At 68.9% G+C, this 14,470-nt stretch carries 14 protein-coding genes; 11 read left to right on the top strand and 3 right to left on the bottom strand.

Annotated features, from left to right (window positions below):
* The first annotated feature begins 21 nt into the window (after positions 1-21).
* The 8 genes from mazG to HDC36_RS08785 all read left to right on the top strand — a co-directional run bounded on the left by mazG (position 22) and on the right by HDC36_RS08785 (position 6,648).
* Positions 22-801 carry a nucleoside triphosphate pyrophosphohydrolase gene (gene mazG / locus HDC36_RS08820; RefSeq protein ID WP_255432713.1) on the top strand — a complete coding sequence of 260 codons (780 nt, stop codon included), beginning with the start codon at positions 22-24 and terminating at the stop codon, positions 799-801.
* A complete protein-coding gene (locus HDC36_RS08815; protein WP_179566377.1) occupies positions 798-1,121 on the top strand; it encodes a YnfA family protein in 324 nt (107 codons plus the stop codon). Before mazG ends, HDC36_RS08815 begins: the two co-directional genes overlap by 4 nt.
* A gap of 152 nt (positions 1,122-1,273) precedes the next feature.
* The gene (locus HDC36_RS08810) at positions 1,274-1,576 is read left to right on the top strand and encodes a DUF962 domain-containing protein (protein ID WP_179566375.1); all 303 of its coding nucleotides are present in this window, start codon (positions 1,274-1,276) and stop codon (positions 1,574-1,576) included.
* A gap of 68 nt (positions 1,577-1,644) precedes the next feature.
* Positions 1,645-2,613, top strand: coding sequence for an SPFH domain-containing protein (locus HDC36_RS08805; protein ID WP_179566373.1), 969 nt, complete (start codon positions 1,645-1,647; stop codon positions 2,611-2,613).
* A gap of 3 nt (positions 2,614-2,616) precedes the next feature.
* Complete coding sequence (locus HDC36_RS08800; RefSeq protein WP_179566371.1) at positions 2,617-3,048, top strand: NfeD family protein; 432 nt, start codon at positions 2,617-2,619, stop codon at positions 3,046-3,048.
* A 254-nt stretch (positions 3,049-3,302) separates the two neighbouring features.
* Positions 3,303-4,409 carry a glycine cleavage system aminomethyltransferase GcvT gene (gene gcvT, locus HDC36_RS08795; RefSeq protein ID WP_179566369.1) on the top strand — a complete coding sequence of 369 codons (1,107 nt, stop codon included), beginning with the start codon at positions 3,303-3,305 and terminating at the stop codon, positions 4,407-4,409.
* Between the two features lie 100 nt (positions 4,410-4,509).
* Positions 4,510-4,905 carry a glycine cleavage system protein GcvH gene (gene gcvH / locus HDC36_RS08790; protein WP_179566367.1) on the top strand — a complete coding sequence of 132 codons (396 nt, stop codon included), beginning with the start codon at positions 4,510-4,512 and terminating at the stop codon, positions 4,903-4,905.
* Between the two features lie 1,284 nt (positions 4,906-6,189).
* The gene (locus HDC36_RS08785) at positions 6,190-6,648 is read left to right on the top strand and encodes a histone H1-like repetitive region-containing protein (protein WP_179566365.1); all 459 of its coding nucleotides are present in this window, start codon (positions 6,190-6,192) and stop codon (positions 6,646-6,648) included.
* A 1,129-nt stretch (positions 6,649-7,777) separates the two neighbouring features.
* Here HDC36_RS08785 and HDC36_RS08780 read toward each other — a convergent pair.
* Entirely contained in the window at positions 7,778-9,130 is a 1,353-nt protein-coding gene (locus HDC36_RS08780; protein WP_179566363.1) for a serine hydrolase domain-containing protein, read from the bottom strand.
* 316 nt (positions 9,131-9,446) lie between these two features.
* On the opposite strand from HDC36_RS08780, the gene HDC36_RS08775 reads away from it, so the two are divergent.
* A complete protein-coding gene (locus HDC36_RS08775; protein WP_179566361.1) occupies positions 9,447-10,343 on the top strand; it encodes a DMT family transporter in 897 nt (298 codons plus the stop codon).
* A 27-nt stretch (positions 10,344-10,370) separates the two neighbouring features.
* Here HDC36_RS08775 and HDC36_RS08770 read toward each other — a convergent pair whose 3' ends face one another.
* Entirely contained in the window at positions 10,371-11,969 is a 1,599-nt protein-coding gene (locus tag HDC36_RS08770) for a choline dehydrogenase (protein ID WP_179566359.1), read from the bottom strand.
* 177 nt (positions 11,970-12,146) lie between these two features.
* On the opposite strand from HDC36_RS08770, the gene HDC36_RS08765 reads away from it, so the two are divergent.
* Together HDC36_RS08765 and HDC36_RS08760 are read left to right on the top strand one after the other, a co-directional pair.
* Positions 12,147-13,457: an MFS transporter gene (locus HDC36_RS08765; protein ID WP_255432659.1), complete on the top strand. Its 1,311-nt coding sequence runs from the start codon at positions 12,147-12,149 to the stop codon at positions 13,455-13,457.
* A gap of 81 nt (positions 13,458-13,538) precedes the next feature.
* Complete coding sequence (locus HDC36_RS08760; protein ID WP_179566357.1) at positions 13,539-13,892, top strand: DUF1304 domain-containing protein; 354 nt, start codon at positions 13,539-13,541, stop codon at positions 13,890-13,892.
* Between the two features lie 31 nt (positions 13,893-13,923).
* Here the strand turns inward: HDC36_RS08760 and HDC36_RS08755 are convergent, their stop codons facing one another.
* Positions 13,924-14,403, bottom strand: a complete 480-nt coding sequence (locus tag HDC36_RS08755; protein WP_179566355.1) for a hotdog fold domain-containing protein — start codon at positions 14,401-14,403, stop codon at positions 13,924-13,926.
* Positions 14,404-14,470: the final 67 nt, after the last annotated feature.

The raw sequence follows: 14,470 nt of genomic DNA, 5'->3' as shown, positions 1-14,470 counted from the left end.
CTTCCCGCCCTGCTCGAGATCATGGCGCGCCTGCGCGATCCCGCGCACGGCTGCCCCTGGGACCTGGAACAGGATTTCGCCAGCATCGCCGCGTACACGATCGAAGAAGCGTACGAAGTCGCCGATGCGATCGACCGCAACGACCTGGGCGAGCTGAAGGACGAACTCGGCGACCTGCTGCTGCAGGTGGTGTTCCATGCGCAGATGGCGCGCGAGCAGGGCGCCTTCGGCTTCGACGACGTGGTCGCCGCGATCTGCGACAAGATGGTGCGCCGGCATCCGCATGTGTTCGGCGACAGCCAGGTCGCCGACGCCGAGCAGCAGACGCTGAAGTGGGAAGAGATCAAGCGCAACGAGCGCGCCGCGGCCGGCAAGACCGACAGTTCGGCGTTGGCCGGGATCGCCCGCGGCCTGCCGGAATGGCAGCGCGCGGTGAAGCTGCAGGCGCGCGCGGCGCGGGTCGGCTTCGACTGGCCGGGGCCGGAGCCGGTGCTGGAAAAGGTGCAGGAAGAGCTGGAGGAAGTGCGTGCGGAATTCGCGCGCGGCCCCGTGCAGGACAACCAGGCGCGGCTGCAGGACGAGATCGGCGACCTGCTGTTCGTCTGCGCCAATCTCGCGCGCCACGCCCAGGTCGATGTCGGTGCTGCGCTGCGCCATGCCAACCAGAAATTCGAACGCCGTTTCCGCGCGATGGAGCAGCTGGCGCAGCACGACGGCGGCGCGCTGGATGGCTTGTCGCTGGACCGGCAGGAAGCCTACTGGCAGCGTGCCAAGCGCCAGGAACGCGACGCGGCGCAGTGAAGACGCTGCTGCTGTTCGTGCTGACCGCCGTGGCCGAGATCGTCGGCTGCTACCTGCCGTACCTGTGGCTGCGCGAGCAGCGCAGCGCGTGGCTGTTGCTGCCGGCGGGCGCCAGCCTGGCCGCGTTCGTGTGGCTGCTGAGCCTGCATCCGGAGGCCAGCGGCCGCGTCTATGCCGCGTACGGCGGCGTCTACATCGCAGTGGCGCTGCTGTGGCTGTGGGCGGTGCAATCGATCCGGCCGACGCGCTGGGACCTGCTCGGCGCCGGCCTGTGCCTGCTGGGCATGGCAGTGATCATGTTCGCGCCGCGGCAGGCCTGAGCTGCGCAATGTGGGCGTGGCGCAGATGCGGGCGGTCCACCCTGCTCGCTACGTCCTGCGCAGCGGTTCCCCGCTGCCGCGTCCATCCTCTTTGATGTAGGCGCCCGCGCGGCGGCGTATGCTGTGCCTGCGCTGCCTGGGAGGGCCAACGCATGCGTCGCTTCGACAGTTTCCGCGCGTTCTATCCGTTCTACCTGAGCGAGCACCGGCATCCGCTGTCGCGCCGGCTGCACTTCGTCGGCAGCGCCGGGGTGCTGCTGATCGTGCTGCTGGCGATCTGCAGCGGCCAGCCACGCTGGCTGTGGGCGGCACCGCTGTGCGGCTACGGTTGCGCCTGGGCCGGACATGTCTTCTTCGAAAAGAACCGCCCGGCCACCTTCCGCCATCCGCTGTATTCGTTCGCCGGCGACTGGGTCATGTTCAAGGACATGCTGCTCGGGCGTATCCGCTGGTAGCGCTGGCGGCCTGCCGGCGCTCGCTATACTCGCGGCGTATTCATTTCTTTGGTCAATGGAGCGAGCCGATGCCGTCCACCTATTTCCTCGCGCTGGTGATCCTGGTCGCGGGCGTGATCGTGCTGTTCAAGACCGTGCGCATGGTGCCGCAAGGGTTCCAGTGGACCGTGGAGCGCTTCGGCCGCTACACCCACACCTTGTCGCCCGGCCTGCACTTCCTGATTCCGGTGGTCTACGGTGTGGGCCGCAAGGTCAACATGATGGAGCAGGTGCTGGACGTGCCGAGCCAGGACGTGATCACCAAGGACAACGCGGTGGTGCGGGTGGACGGGGTGGTGTTCTTCCAGGTGCTGGACGCGGCCAAGGCCGCCTATGAAGTGTCGAACCTGGAGATCGCCACCATCGCGCTGGTGCAGACCAACATCCGCACCGTGATCGGCTCGATGGACTTGGACGAATCGCTGAGCCAGCGCGAGACCATCAACGCGCAGTTGCTCAGCGTGGTCGACCATGCGACCAATCCGTGGGGCATCAAGGTCACCCGCATCGAGATCCGCGACATCCAGCCGCCGCGCGACCTGATCGATTCGATGGCGCGGCAGATGAAGGCCGAGCGCGAGAAGCGCGCGCAGATCCTGGAGGCGGAGGGCTCGCGGCAGTCGGAGATCCTGCGCGCCGAGGGCGAGAAGCAGGCGGCGGTGCTGGAGGCCGAAGGCCGCAAGGAAGCCGCGTTCCGCGACGCCGAGGCGCGCGAGCGCCTGGCCGAGGCCGAAGCGCGCGCGACCACGATGGTGTCCAAGGCGATCGCCGAGGGCGACGTGCAGGCGATCAACTACTTCATCGCGCAGAAGTACGTGGAGGCGTTCAAGGAACTGGCCACCGCGCCGAACCAGAAGTTCGTGCTGATGCCGATGGAATCCAGCGGCATCATCGGCTCGATCGCCGGCATCGGCGAACTGGCGCGCGAGGCGCTGGGCAAGCAGCAGTCCGCGCCGCCGGCGGTGCCGCGCGGCATGCCGCCGCGCAGCGGAGTCTGAGCCATGCGCGCCGAGGTGGTCGCATGGGGCGCGCTGACCTTGCTGCTGTTCGCGGCCGAGGCGCTGGCGCCGGGCGCGTTCATGCTGTGGATGGGCTTCGCCGCCGCGGCGGTGTTCGTGGCCGTGCTGGTGCTGCCGGACATCGCGCTGCTGCTGCAGATCGGCGCGTTCGTGGTGCTCAGCTTCGTCTCGATCCAGATCTACCGCACCTGGTTCCGCGGCCGCGACCGGGTCAGCGACCGGCCGCTGCTCAACCGCCGTGCCGAACAGTTGATCGGCCGGGTGGTGACGCTGGACCAGCCGATCCAGGCCGGCCGCGGCCGCGCCAAGGTCGACGACGCGTTCTGGGTGGTCGGCGGCCCCGACCTGCCGGCCGGCAGCGCGGTGCGCATCGTCGGGGTGGATGGGATGACGCTGTTGGTGCAGGCGGAGTAGGGCCGGGATTGGGGATTGGGGATTGGGAGGCTGCCGTGCGTGCGCGGCATCTCCGCATGCTGCATGCATCCGTTGTAGGAGCGGCTTCAGCCGCGACACAATCTCTGATACTGCCTGTCGCGGCTGAAGCCGCTCCTACAACGGCGTGCCTTCGGGCGGAATCGTATGCGGCCGCCCCGAATCCCCCAATCCCGAATCTCCAATCCCGGCCGCTCGGCGGCGATAATGGGCGACTTTTCTCACGGACCCGCGCCATGACCCAGAAGACCATCCTCAACGACAGCCATCGCGCCCTCGGCGCCAAGATGGTCGACTTCGGCGGCTGGGACATGCCGATCCACTACGGCTCGCAGATCGACGAGCACCATCAGGTGCGCCGCGACGCCGGCATGTTCGACGTCAGCCACATGACCGTGGTCGACCTGCATGGCACGCAGGTGCGCGGGTTCCTGCGCCACCTGCTGGCCAACTCGGTAGACAAGCTGAAGCTGCCGGGCAAGGCGCTGTACACCTGCATGCTCAACCCGCAGGGCGGGGTGATCGACGACCTGATCGTCTACTACATGTCCGACACCTTCTTCCGCCTGGTGGTCAACGCCGCCACGCGCAGCAAGGACCTGGCCTGGATCGGCGCGCAGGCGCAGGCGTTCGACGTGGAGGTGCGCGAGCGCGAGGACTTCGCGATGATCGCGGTGCAGGGCCCGAATGCGCGCGCCAAGGCGATCGGCCTGCTGCGCGAGGACGACCGTGCCGCGGTGCAGAAGCTGGGCCGCTTCGCCGCGTTCGAGGCGACCTCGGCCGACGGCGTGGCGCTGTTCGTCGCGCGCACCGGCTACACCGGCGAGGACGGCTTCGAGATCGTGCTGCCGCAGGAGCAGGCGGTGGCGTTCTGGAACGCGCTGCTGCAAGCGGGGGTCAAGCCGGCCGGGTTGGGGGCGCGCGACACGCTGCGCCTGGAGGCCGGCATGAACCTGTACGGGCAGGACATGGACGACAGCGTGTCGCCGTACGAGGCGGCGCTGGCCTGGACCGTGGCGCTGGACGAGGGCCGTGTGTTCATCGGCCGCGACGTGCTCGAGGCGCAGAAGGCCAACGGCGCGCCGCGGCAGATGATCGGCCTGGTGATGGACGAGAAGGGCGTGCTGCGCCACGGCCAGAAGGTGCTCACCGCGCAGGGCGACGGCGAGATCCTGTCCGGCACGTTCTCGCCGACGCTGGGCAAGGCGATCGCGTTCGCGCGCGTGCCGGCCGGCGACCCCGGGCAGGTGCGGGTGGACATCCGCGGCAAGGAGGTGCCGGTGCGCGTGGTCAAGTTCCCGTTCGTGCGCGAAGGCCAGGTCCAGCCCGGCGTCCTCGATTGAACCGGCGGCCGCCGCAATGCGCCCGCGACGTCGTTGCGGAGCATCCGGTTCGCTACACTAGCCACCCATCCCCGATACCGTCTTTTTCCGGAGCAGCCCCATGAGCGAGATCCCTGGCGACCTCAAATTCCTCAAGTCCCATGAATGGGCGCGCGTCGAAGGCAACGGTCGCGTCACCGTCGGCATCTCCGAACATGCCCAGGGCCTGCTCGGCGACCTGGTCTATGTCGAGCTGCCCAACGTCGGCGACGAGGTCGTCGCCGGCAACGGCGTGGCCGTGGTCGAGTCGGTCAAGGCCGCGTCGGACGTGTACAGCCCGCTCACCGGCAAGGTGGTCGAGGTCAATGCCGCACTCAGCGACAAGCCGGAGACGATCAACGAGGACGCCTACGGCGAAGGCTGGATCTTCGTGCTGGAGATCGCCGATCCGGAGCAGTTGAACGACCTGCTGACGCCGGACGACTACGCCGAGCTGCTCGAGGAAGACGGCCACTGAGCCGAGCCCCACGTCGCGACAGCCGAACCGGCCGCCTTGTGCGGCCGGTTTTCGTTTGTGCGGCACAAACGAAAGCGGCGGCAGGAAGCGGAGCGCGCTGTCGACAGTCCGCGAGGTTTGCCAATCGGGCGATCGGCATCTCCGAATGGCCGGAGTAGCAGCGAGCGGACGCAACGCAGGCGCCGGATGCGCCACGCCAGGCGGCGGATGCCGGCCGCGCCGCACGCATCGACGCGCACGACTCGGTCGCCACATGCTGGAAGGCGGCGCCGCTGCAGCGGTGCCTGGACGCGGCGAACGTCGCGCCGGTTTTTTGGCAGTGACGGTGATGTGCATCGCAGTCGGGCGTCGCGGGCGCGGCGTCTGCGATCGCAGCAGCGCTTGCTGCGCTGCGGCCAGCGGCGTCGCGTTCGTCCGGTCGGGTGTGTTCGTCGTGGCGTGCGCGCGCGGTGCTGCGGGTCGGTCGAGGCGAGACACGCACTCGGCAGCGGACGCGGCGGCAACAGCACGCGCGACGCATCCGGTCGCGTGTGCGTGATGTGCCGGTGAGGAGCATGCGCAGACATGCGGACGCTACAACGGCATCGTCGTCGCCGCGGCGATGCACTGCGAGGCGCCGCGCACGCGCGCTCGCAAGCGCCGAACAACGCGAAAAAGTTTGCGCAGTTTTGCGCATTTGCTCTTGTGCGATGCCGGAACGGCGCATGCCGCGAAAAGTTTTTTTCAGCTTGCGGACAGGCTCGCGTGCGCTTGCCTGGATGCCGCCAGCGCCGCGCGCGGCAGCACGCGAAACGGCCGGTCGCGTCGGCGTGTTGCGAAAAAGCACGGGAATTACCGCTGTTTTTGTTTGCGTCGAAGTTTCGCCGCGGGTTTCGCAACGGCTGTCGTCGAGGTCCCGGGGCCGCCGATCGCGACGATCGGTGCGCTCGCGGCACGCGACGCCTGAAAAAAAATTGCGTAGAACTGTTGACAGTAAAAAAAAGCGTGATTAGGTTTCGCCCAGCAGACGTTGCTGCGCAAGCGAGTGAATCGGATCGACATCAGAACGCGAAGCACAACTTGGACCTCCACCAGGAACCTGACGATGGTGGATCAGGTGTCGCTTCCCTCCGAGAAACGCAACGTCTCCCCTGGCACGACACCCGTATCGAGCTTCGATACGGGTGTTTCTGTATCCGACCCGGCCCGCACTACGCGCCGGCGGATCCTGCAGGCGGACCATCGCCGCGGGTTTGCTTTAACTGGGCGTTTTCAATCCATAGTTCACTGACGAGGAGCCATCCCATGGCCACGAAAAAAGCTGCGAAAAAGAAGCCGGCCGCTAAGAAAGCGGTCAAGAAGACTGCCGCCAAGAAGCCGGCAGCGAAGAAGGTCTCGGTAAAGAAGGCGGTCAAGAAGGTCGCCAAGAAAGTCGCCAAGAAGGTCGCCAAGGTGAAGAAGGCCATCAAGAAGGCCACCGCCAAGAAGACCACCGCGAAGAAGGCGGTAAAGAAGACGGCGAAGAAGGCGACCGCAAAGAAGGCCGCCACCAAGAAGACCGCGAAGAAGGCCACCGCTAAGAAGGCCGTAAAGAAGACCGCGAAGAAGGCCGTCGCCAAGAAGGCGGTGAAGAAGTCGGCTGCCAAGAAGCCGGCCGCGAAGAAGGCCGTCGCCAAGAAGGCCGTCGCGAAGAAGAAGCCGGTTGCCCGCAAGAAGAAGACCGCTCCGGTCGCGCTGCCGGCAACGCCCGCGCCGCTGATCTGATCTGATCCATCCCGATAGCCGTACCTAGAGCTCTCTCCCCGGTGCCCAGCGGGGAGGGAGCTTTTTTATGGGCGTCCGTCTGCCGTCGCCGCGACGAGCTGCTTGCCGGCGTCGACATGGCACCGATCTGCCGCCCATCTGCCGCCGACGTGTCGCCTGCACGGTGGCCAGTCCCCGAGCCGGCGCTGTTGCCGCCACCGTGTTCTCTCGCCGCCGGGTGCGTGCCCGGCCTGCACTGAAATTCCGACTGCGCTGCAGGCGGCGATGCTGCGCGAGTTCGCCAAGCGGCTGCCTCGCTGCCGCAGGCGACGTGGTCGACGCCGCCGCTCGGCTCCTCGCTTTCGTCTGCGCGAGGGCATCCCGGCGACGCTGCCATGTCGCGCTGGCAGCCTCGGCGTTTTCAAACCATCCGCACCGTGCTCCATGCGCCGGTGCCGCGCGCGCTGGCGGCGCCGGCGTGGAGCGTGCGAGTGCGAGCGGGCAGGCGCTGAGGTGCTGGCAACCCCATCGCTGCAGTGCCGACCTGCTGCTCGGGCCGGCTGGCTGATCCTGCTCCTCCACCGGACCACAGGGGGGGGGAGGTGGTGCGCAGCGCCGGATGAGGGTGCGTGCGTAGCGACGCGTGTGGGGCGAGGTGGACGTGCGTCGCCATGCGCACTCACTGCCATGAGGCTTGGCCCGGATCCTCACAGCAGCTTCTTGCCGCGAGGCTTCGCCCGGACCCTCGGCAACCTCTTGCCGCGAGGCTTCGCCCGGACCCTCACCCCAACCCCTCTCCCGATGGGAGAGGGGCTCTATTCGCTTGATGGGACTTCTGCGCGGGTATCCGCAGCTGATCCGGCGCCGGTTGTCGTAGTGACGGACGACGGTCGACGCGACCAAGGTTTTTTCGGTCGATGGCTTTCGATGTTGGCCGAGCCGCTACCGCGTGCCGCTCCCCTGTAGGAGCGGCTTCAGCCGCGACCGTATCGCCTGGATTCCATCGACGTCGGGGCCGGCGCAATTGCTGACTTGCGCAGCCTCACCAGATCCTGTCGCGCCGGAGCACAGGTCTCCCGAAGCCAGCGCGCAGACAGCAGAAAGGCGGCTCGCGCCGCCTTCCGCCCAATCCATCAGGAGACAGCCTGCGTCAGTGCGGCGACGCGGTCGACTTGGACGAAGAAGCGCCCTTCTTGTCCTTCGGATCCGGACGCTCGGCCATCATGTTGTCGCTGCCGAAGTCGGTGTCCACGTCCAGCCAGCGCTGCGTCGGCAGGCCGATCGCGCGGTCCAGGATGGTCGGCAACAGGCCGGAGGGCAGGCCGCTCTCGCCGTTCCACAGGATCGCCACGCCCAGGTCGCGTTCCGGCACCAGCGCGACCAGGCCGCGATAGCCCTGCACCGCGCCGGCATGGAACACCACCTGGTGGCCCGAGTAATCGAAGATGCGCCAGCCCAGCGCGTAGCTGGCCGAATTGACCCGCTCGCGGCGCCAGCCCGAGCGCATCTCGCCCGGGGTGGTGATCAGCGGCGCGTGCAGCGTGGCCAGCAGCGGCGCCGGCAGCACGTCCGGACGATGCCCGGTCTGCGCGATCAGCCATTGCGCCATGTCGCTGATGCTGGCGTTGACGCCGGCGGCCGGGGCCAGCCGGTAGTAGGTGGGCTTGGGCATCAGCGACACCCAGCCGTTGCGGCTGCGCACGTGCGGGCGCGCCCAGCGCGGGCTGGCCTGGATCCCGGCCAGGCCCATGCTGGCGTCGTTCATGCCCAGCGGCTTGAAGATGCGGCGCTCCACCGACTGCTCGTAGAAGCTGCCGGAGGCGGCGAACACCACGTCGCCGATAAGGCTGAAGGCGACGTTCTGGTAGGCGTAGCAGTCGCCCGGCGCGCACTTGAGCGGCGCGTAGGCGAGCTTGTGGCTGAGCGTGTAGTAGTCGGTATTGGATTCGACGTCGCGGTCGTAGGCGTTGTAGGTCAGGCCGACGCGATGGCTGAGCAGGTCGGCCACGTTCAACTGGCGGGTGGCGACCGGATCGCTGAGCTGGAAGCCGGGCACGTAGTCGACGACCTTGCTGTCCCAGCGCAGGGTGCCGTCGTTGACCAGCAGGCCGGCCATGGTGCCGGCGAAGGCCTTGGACAGCGAGGCCAGCCGGAACACGGTGTGCGCATCGACCGGCTCGGGGCGGTTGACGTCGGTGACGCCGTAGCCGCGCGCGCTGATCACCTGGCCGTTGTGCACGATCGCCACCGCCAGGCCGGGCACGCGCTCGCCGTAGGTGAGCTGCTCGGCCATCGCTTCCAGGCTGGCGACATCGAAGTCCCTGGCCAGCGGCAGCACCTTGCTCTCCGGCAGCGAGGCGCGGTACGGCAACGGCTGGGTCGGCGAGGTGTAGCGCGTGGCCTCGGTGTAGATCGGCGGCGGCAGCGGCTGCGAGGGCGCCGGCGTCTGCGCGGTGGAGGACATCGCAAAGGGCAGCAATGCCCCGAGCAACCCGGTTGCCACCGGTCGAAGGAGCCGGTGCCTGCTGTTCTGTTTCATCGCGCGTGTGGCCTGTGAGGTGCTGCCGAAACCGATTCTAGCGCCGCTTTTCGCCATTGCACAAACCGGGAGAAGATGAATGGGCATCGTCTTGATCCTGCTGGTGATTTTGCCGGGCCGACAAGCCCGGCAACGCGGCGTCCGCCGCGGTTGCCGCAACGGCGCGGCGGGTGCCTGAAACGCATGCAATCGATGTGCCGAAGCCGCTGCGGTCGCCGCCGGCCTGGCTGAACCGTTGCCAGCGCAGTGACGGCGCGGTACCGCTGCGGGATCATGGCGCATGCCCGATCCCGACCTTCCCCCGATCCCCGCTGCGCGTACGGCGCCGGCCGCCGCGACCTGGCTGGGACTGGCCTTCGTGCTGGTCTGGTGCACCGGCTACATCGCCGGCAAGCAGGTGGTGGCGCATGCGGCGCCGTTCACCGCACTGCTGTGGCGCTTCGGCCTGACCGCGCTGTGCTTCGCGCTGGCTGCCGGTCCCGCACGCTTGCAGGCGCTGCCGCGGCAGGAACTGGCACGCAGCGCCGTGGCCGGGGTGCTGATGCTCGCCTTGCAGTTCGGCGGGGTCTACGCCGCCTTCGCGCTGGGCACCGGTTCCGGCGTGGCCGCGCTGGTGATCGGGGCGATGCCGCTGCTGGTGGCCTGGGCCAGCCCATGGTGGGGCGGCCAGCGCTTGCGCGCGGCGCAGTGGCTGGGCATGGCGCTGGGCTTCGCCGGCGTCGCCACGGTCGCCGCCGACCGCATCGACGGGGCGACGCCGTGGGGCGGCTGGCTGGCCTTGCTGGTGGGCCTGTTCGGCATCGCCGCCGGCACCCTGTACCAGAAGCGGCATGCCGCGCAGCTCGATCTGCGCGTCGGGCTGGCGGTGCAGAACGCCGCGGCGACGCTGGTGCTGCTGCCGCTGGCGGCGTGGGAAGGCTTCCGCTTCCAGGCCAGCGACGGCTTCGTCGCGGCGATGGCGTGGCTGGTGCTGGTCAATTCGATCGGCGGCTTCGCGTTGCTGTTCCTGCTGCTGCGGCGCGGCGCGGCCACTCAGGTGGCGAGCCTGTTCTTCCTGATGCCGCCGGTGACCGCGGTGTTCGGCCACGTGCTGCTCGGCGAGCACCTGACCGCGCTGAAGCTGTGCGGCTTCGCGCTGGCGGCGCTGGGTGTGTGGCTGGCAGGGCGCGCGCGGTGAGGCGCGGGTAGGCCCGCACGCTGCGCCTCAGCCGTCGCGCAGCACGCTGTGGCCGCGGATCAGGTCGGCGGCGCGCTCGGCGATCATCATCGTCGGGCCGTTGGTGTTGCCGCTGACCAGGCGCGGCATCACCGATGCATCGACCACGCGCAACCCTTCCAGTCCGCGCAGGCGCAGTTGCGGATCGACCACCGCCTGCGCATCGTTGCCCATGCGGCAGGTACCGATCGGGTGGTAGATGGTCTCGGCCTTGGCGCGGATGTAGGCGACCAGGCCGGTGTCGTCCAGGTCGTCGCGCGCCGGCAGCAGCGGCGCGCCGCGCCAGGGATCGAACGCCGGCTGCTGCAGGATGCGCCGCGCCAGGCGCGCGCATTCCACCAGCATGCGCAGGTCGAAGCCGTCCGGATCGCTGAGGTAGTTCGCCTGGATCCGCGCCGGCGTGCGCGGGTCGGCGTCGTTGAGCGACAGGCGGCCGCGGCTGCGCGGCTGCAGGTGGCAGGCGTGCAGGGTAAAGCCGTCGCCGGGCAGGCGGTTGCGGCCGTGGTCGTCGAGCATCGCCGGCACGAAATGCAGCTGGATGTCGGCGCGCGCGTCCGGCGCCAGCGGCGAGCGGATGAAGCCGCCGGCTTCGGCGATGTTGCTGCTGCCGGCGCCGCGGTGGCCGCGCAGGAAATAGTCGAAGGCGATCTTCAGCTGGTTGCGGCGGTCGTAGCTGATGCCCGGGCGGGTGCGGTACAGCGTGCACACGTCCAGATGGTCCTGCAGGTTGGCGCCGATCTGCGGCTGGTCCAGGCGCACCGTGATGCCATGGCGCTGCAGTTCGTCGGCCGGGCCGATGCCCGAAAGCATCAGCAATTGCGGCGAGTTCACCGCGCCGGCGCTGAGCAGCACCTCGCGTGCGGCCCGCGCCTGCACTTCGGCGCCGCGTTGCGCGTAGGCCACGCCGACCACGCGCTCGCCCTCGAGCAGCAGGCGCAGCACCAGCGCGTCGGTGATCACCTGCAGGTTGGCGCGCGCCTGCGCCGGCGCCAGGTAGGCGACCGCCGCCGAGCAGCGCGCGCCGTCCTTCTGGGTGACCTGGTACAGGCCCACGCCCTGTTGCTGCGGGCCGTTGAAATCGCGGTTGTGGGCGAAACCGGCCTGTTCTCCGGCAGCGATGAACGCGTCCGACAGCGGGTTGTGATAGCGCAGATCGGACACGTGCAGCGGCCCGTCGCCGCCGTGCAGCGCATCGCCGCCGCGGCTGTTGCGTTCGCTGCGCCGGAAATACGGCAGCACGCCCTGCCAGTCCCAACCCTCGGCGCCGTCGGCGGCCCAGTCGTCGTAGTCGGCCGCCACGCCGCGCACGTAGCACATCGCGTTGATCGAACTGGAGCCGCCCAGCACCTTGCCACGCGGCCACCACAGGCGCCGATCGTTCAAGGCCGGCTCCGGCGCGGTGAGATAGTTCCAGTTGATGCGGCGGTTGCCGGTCAGCCGCGCCAGGCCCGCCGGCATGTGGATGAAGGGATTGCGGTCGCGCGGCCCGGCCTCGATCAGCAGCACCTTGCAATCGCGATCCTCGCTGAGCCGGTTGGCCAGCACGCAGCCTGCCGAGCCTGCGCCGATGATGATGTAGTCGTACACCCGCGGTCCCCCTGTTTCGTGGCGCCGACGCTAGTCGCCGGGGATAGAGCATATGCTCGGCCGCGCCGCGGGATTGCGGACGCCGCGATGGGCGTGGGTCTGCGCGTGTCGGCGGCGCTGGCGATGTTGCAGTGCATCGGCTAACGTGCGCGCAACCACACGGCGAACGGCAGGCCGATGCAAGCGGAAAACAAGCGCGTCCAGACCGGCGAGCTGCGCGCGGTGCTGCTGTCCTTCGTCTATTTCTTCTGCGTGCTGTCGGCTTACTACGTGATCCGCCCGGTGCGCGAGCAGCTGGCCGCGGCGGTCGGCTCGACCCAACTGCCCTGGTTCTACATGGCGACCTTCGTCGCCACGCTGCTGCTGACCCCGCTGTTCGCCTGGATGGCGGCGCGTTGGCCGCGGCGGATCGTGGTGCCGGCGGTGTACGTGTTTTTCGCGCTGTGCCTGATCGGCTTCGTGCCGCTGTTCAGCGGCTACGGCGGGCTTGGTCCGCGTGCGCTGGGCGTCGTGTTCTTCGTCTGGGTCAGCGTGTTCAATTTGTTCGTGGTGTCGGTGTTCTGGAGCTTCATGGCCGATATCTGGAGCAACGAACAGGCGCGGCGGCTGTTCCCGCTGATCGGCCTGGGCGGCACCGCCGGCGCGGTGGCCGGGCCGCTGCTGACCCGCGGGCTGGTCGGGGTGATCGGTGTGGCGCCGCTGCTGCTGGTGTCGGCGGCGCTGCTCGGTATGGCGCTGGCATGCGTGATCCTGCTCGGGCGCTGGGCGCGGGTGCATGGCGCGCGCCGCCACGACGCCGGCCACGAAGCGGCGGTCGGTGGGGGCATGTTCGACGGCCTCAAACAGATCCTGGCCAATCCGTTCATGCGCGGCATGGCGCTGCTGATGTTGCTGGGCGATTGCATCGGCACGGCCGGCTATGCGCTGATGACCGATTACTCCGGCGCCACCTTCCACAACGCGGTCGAGCGTACCGAGTTCGCTGCCAATATCGATATGCTGGCCAACGTGTTGCAGGTCGCCGTGCAGATCACCGTGACCCGCTGGCTGCTGATGAAGAAGGGCGCCGGCGCGGTGATCGCGCTATGGGCGCTGATCAGCGTGGGCACGCTGGTGGCGACCGCGTTGTCGCCCGATCCCTATGCCCTGGCGGTGTGGATCGTGCCCTGGGTGGTGCTGCCGGTGGTGATCACCCGTTCGCTGACCTACGGCATGGTCGGCCCGGCGCGCGAATCGCTGTACACGCGGGTGCCGCGGCAGCTGCGCTACCAGGGCAAGAACGCAGTGGATACGGCGGTGTGGCGTGCCGGCGACGTGGCCGTCTCCTCTGCGATGATCGGCCTGCGCGGGCTGGGCATGGGCGTGCCCGGTTTCGCCGCGCTGGCGGCGCTGGCGGCGACGCTCTCCGGCGTCATCGGCTGGCGCCTGGCGCGTGCGGTCGAAAGCGCCGCGCCCGTTGCAGCGGCAGAGACGTCCCCGACGCGCTGAGCCTGCGCGCCGTACGCCCCCACTGCCGGCCGCCGCGCCAGCCGCTATGCTGTGCATCCTCTTTTGCCGATGGACGCGCGCATGACCCTGCTGGCCTCGATCCTGGTATGCCTGGTGGCCTTGCTGCACGTCTACATCCTGGTGCTGGAGATGTTCCTGTGGACGCGGCCGCTGGGCATGAAGGTGTTCCGCAACACGCCGGACAAGGCGCAGCTGACCAAGGTGCTGGCGGCCAACCAGGGCCTGTACAACGGCTTCCTCGCCGCCGGCCTGGGCTGGGGCGTGGCGGCGCAGCGCGTGGACGTGATGCTGTTCTTCCTGGGCTGCGTGGTCGTGGCCGGCCTGTACGGCGCGTGGAGCGTCAGCCGCCGCATCCTGTTCGTGCAGGCGCTGCCGGCGGCGCTGGCGAGCGCGGCGGTGCTGCTGGCGTATTGAGCCGGCTGCGCGCCGGCATCGCGGTGCCGCCTCAGCCGTTCGCTGCCTTCGCGCGCGGCGACACCCACATGGCGATGCTGGCGAAGAACACCACCTGTTCGCGCGCGTCGCGGATCTCCACGCTGACCGGCAGCTCGTAGCCGCTGTCGGCGGCCACGATCGCCACGTCCGGCGTCGCCACCGCGTGCATCGTGCCGTTGGCCTTGCTGCGGTATTCGACGCGCATGCCTTTGGGGATCCAGCGCATCGACGGCGGCAGGCTGGCATCGACCATGACCCCGCCGGCCAACTCGGCCAGGTTGCACAACGCGATCGCATGCACGGTGCCGAGGTGGTTGCTGACCCGCCGCCGATGCGCGATGCGCGCCTCGCAGCGGCCCGGCTGCAGCACGGTGATGCGCGGGGCGATGCTGGCGAAGTAGGGCGCCTTGAAGCACACGGCGCGGGAAAACAGCCATTGCCCGGCCGGCCAGCGCTGCATGCGTCGATAGAGCGACAGCAGTTTGCTCATGGTGCGTGCCTCAAATGAAGACGGCGGACCGAAGTCCGCCGTCGTGGTGAGCGCATTGCCGAATGGA

This window comes from Xanthomonas sp. JAI131 (assembly GCF_013410075.1).
In the GTDB taxonomy this organism is placed as follows: Bacteria; Pseudomonadota; Gammaproteobacteria; order Xanthomonadales; family Xanthomonadaceae; genus Xanthomonas_A; species Xanthomonas_A bonasiae.
The sequence above is the reverse complement of the archived record's forward strand: the minus strand, read 5'-3'. Positions and strand labels throughout refer to the sequence as shown.

Bases quoted from the DNA above. Each gene is read 5' to 3' on its own strand.
- HDC36_RS08805 (WP_179566373.1), top strand. From the start codon at position 1,645: ATGCCGTCCACCTATTTCCTCGCGCTGGTGATCCTGGTCGCGGGCGTG.
- HDC36_RS08800 (WP_179566371.1), top strand. From the start codon at position 2,617: ATGCGCGCCGAGGTGGTCGCATGGGGCGCGCTGACCTTGCTGCTGTTC.
- mazG (WP_255432713.1), top strand. From the start codon at position 22: ATGGCGCGCCTGCGCGATCCCGCGCACGGCTGCCCCTGGGACCTGGAA.
- HDC36_RS08760 (WP_179566357.1), top strand. From the start codon at position 13,539: ATGACCCTGCTGGCCTCGATCCTGGTATGCCTGGTGGCCTTGCTGCAC.
- HDC36_RS08755 (WP_179566355.1), bottom strand. From the start codon at position 14,403: ATGAGCAAACTGCTGTCGCTCTATCGACGCATGCAGCGCTGGCCGGCC.
- gcvH (WP_179566367.1), top strand. From the start codon at position 4,510: ATGAGCGAGATCCCTGGCGACCTCAAATTCCTCAAGTCCCATGAATGG.
- gcvT (WP_179566369.1), top strand. From the start codon at position 3,303: ATGACCCAGAAGACCATCCTCAACGACAGCCATCGCGCCCTCGGCGCC.
- HDC36_RS08810 (WP_179566375.1), top strand. From the start codon at position 1,274: ATGCGTCGCTTCGACAGTTTCCGCGCGTTCTATCCGTTCTACCTGAGC.
- HDC36_RS08775 (WP_179566361.1), top strand. From the start codon at position 9,447: ATGCCCGATCCCGACCTTCCCCCGATCCCCGCTGCGCGTACGGCGCCG.
- HDC36_RS08785 (WP_179566365.1), top strand. From the start codon at position 6,190: ATGGCCACGAAAAAAGCTGCGAAAAAGAAGCCGGCCGCTAAGAAAGCG.
- HDC36_RS08765 (WP_255432659.1), top strand. From the start codon at position 12,147: ATGCAAGCGGAAAACAAGCGCGTCCAGACCGGCGAGCTGCGCGCGGTG.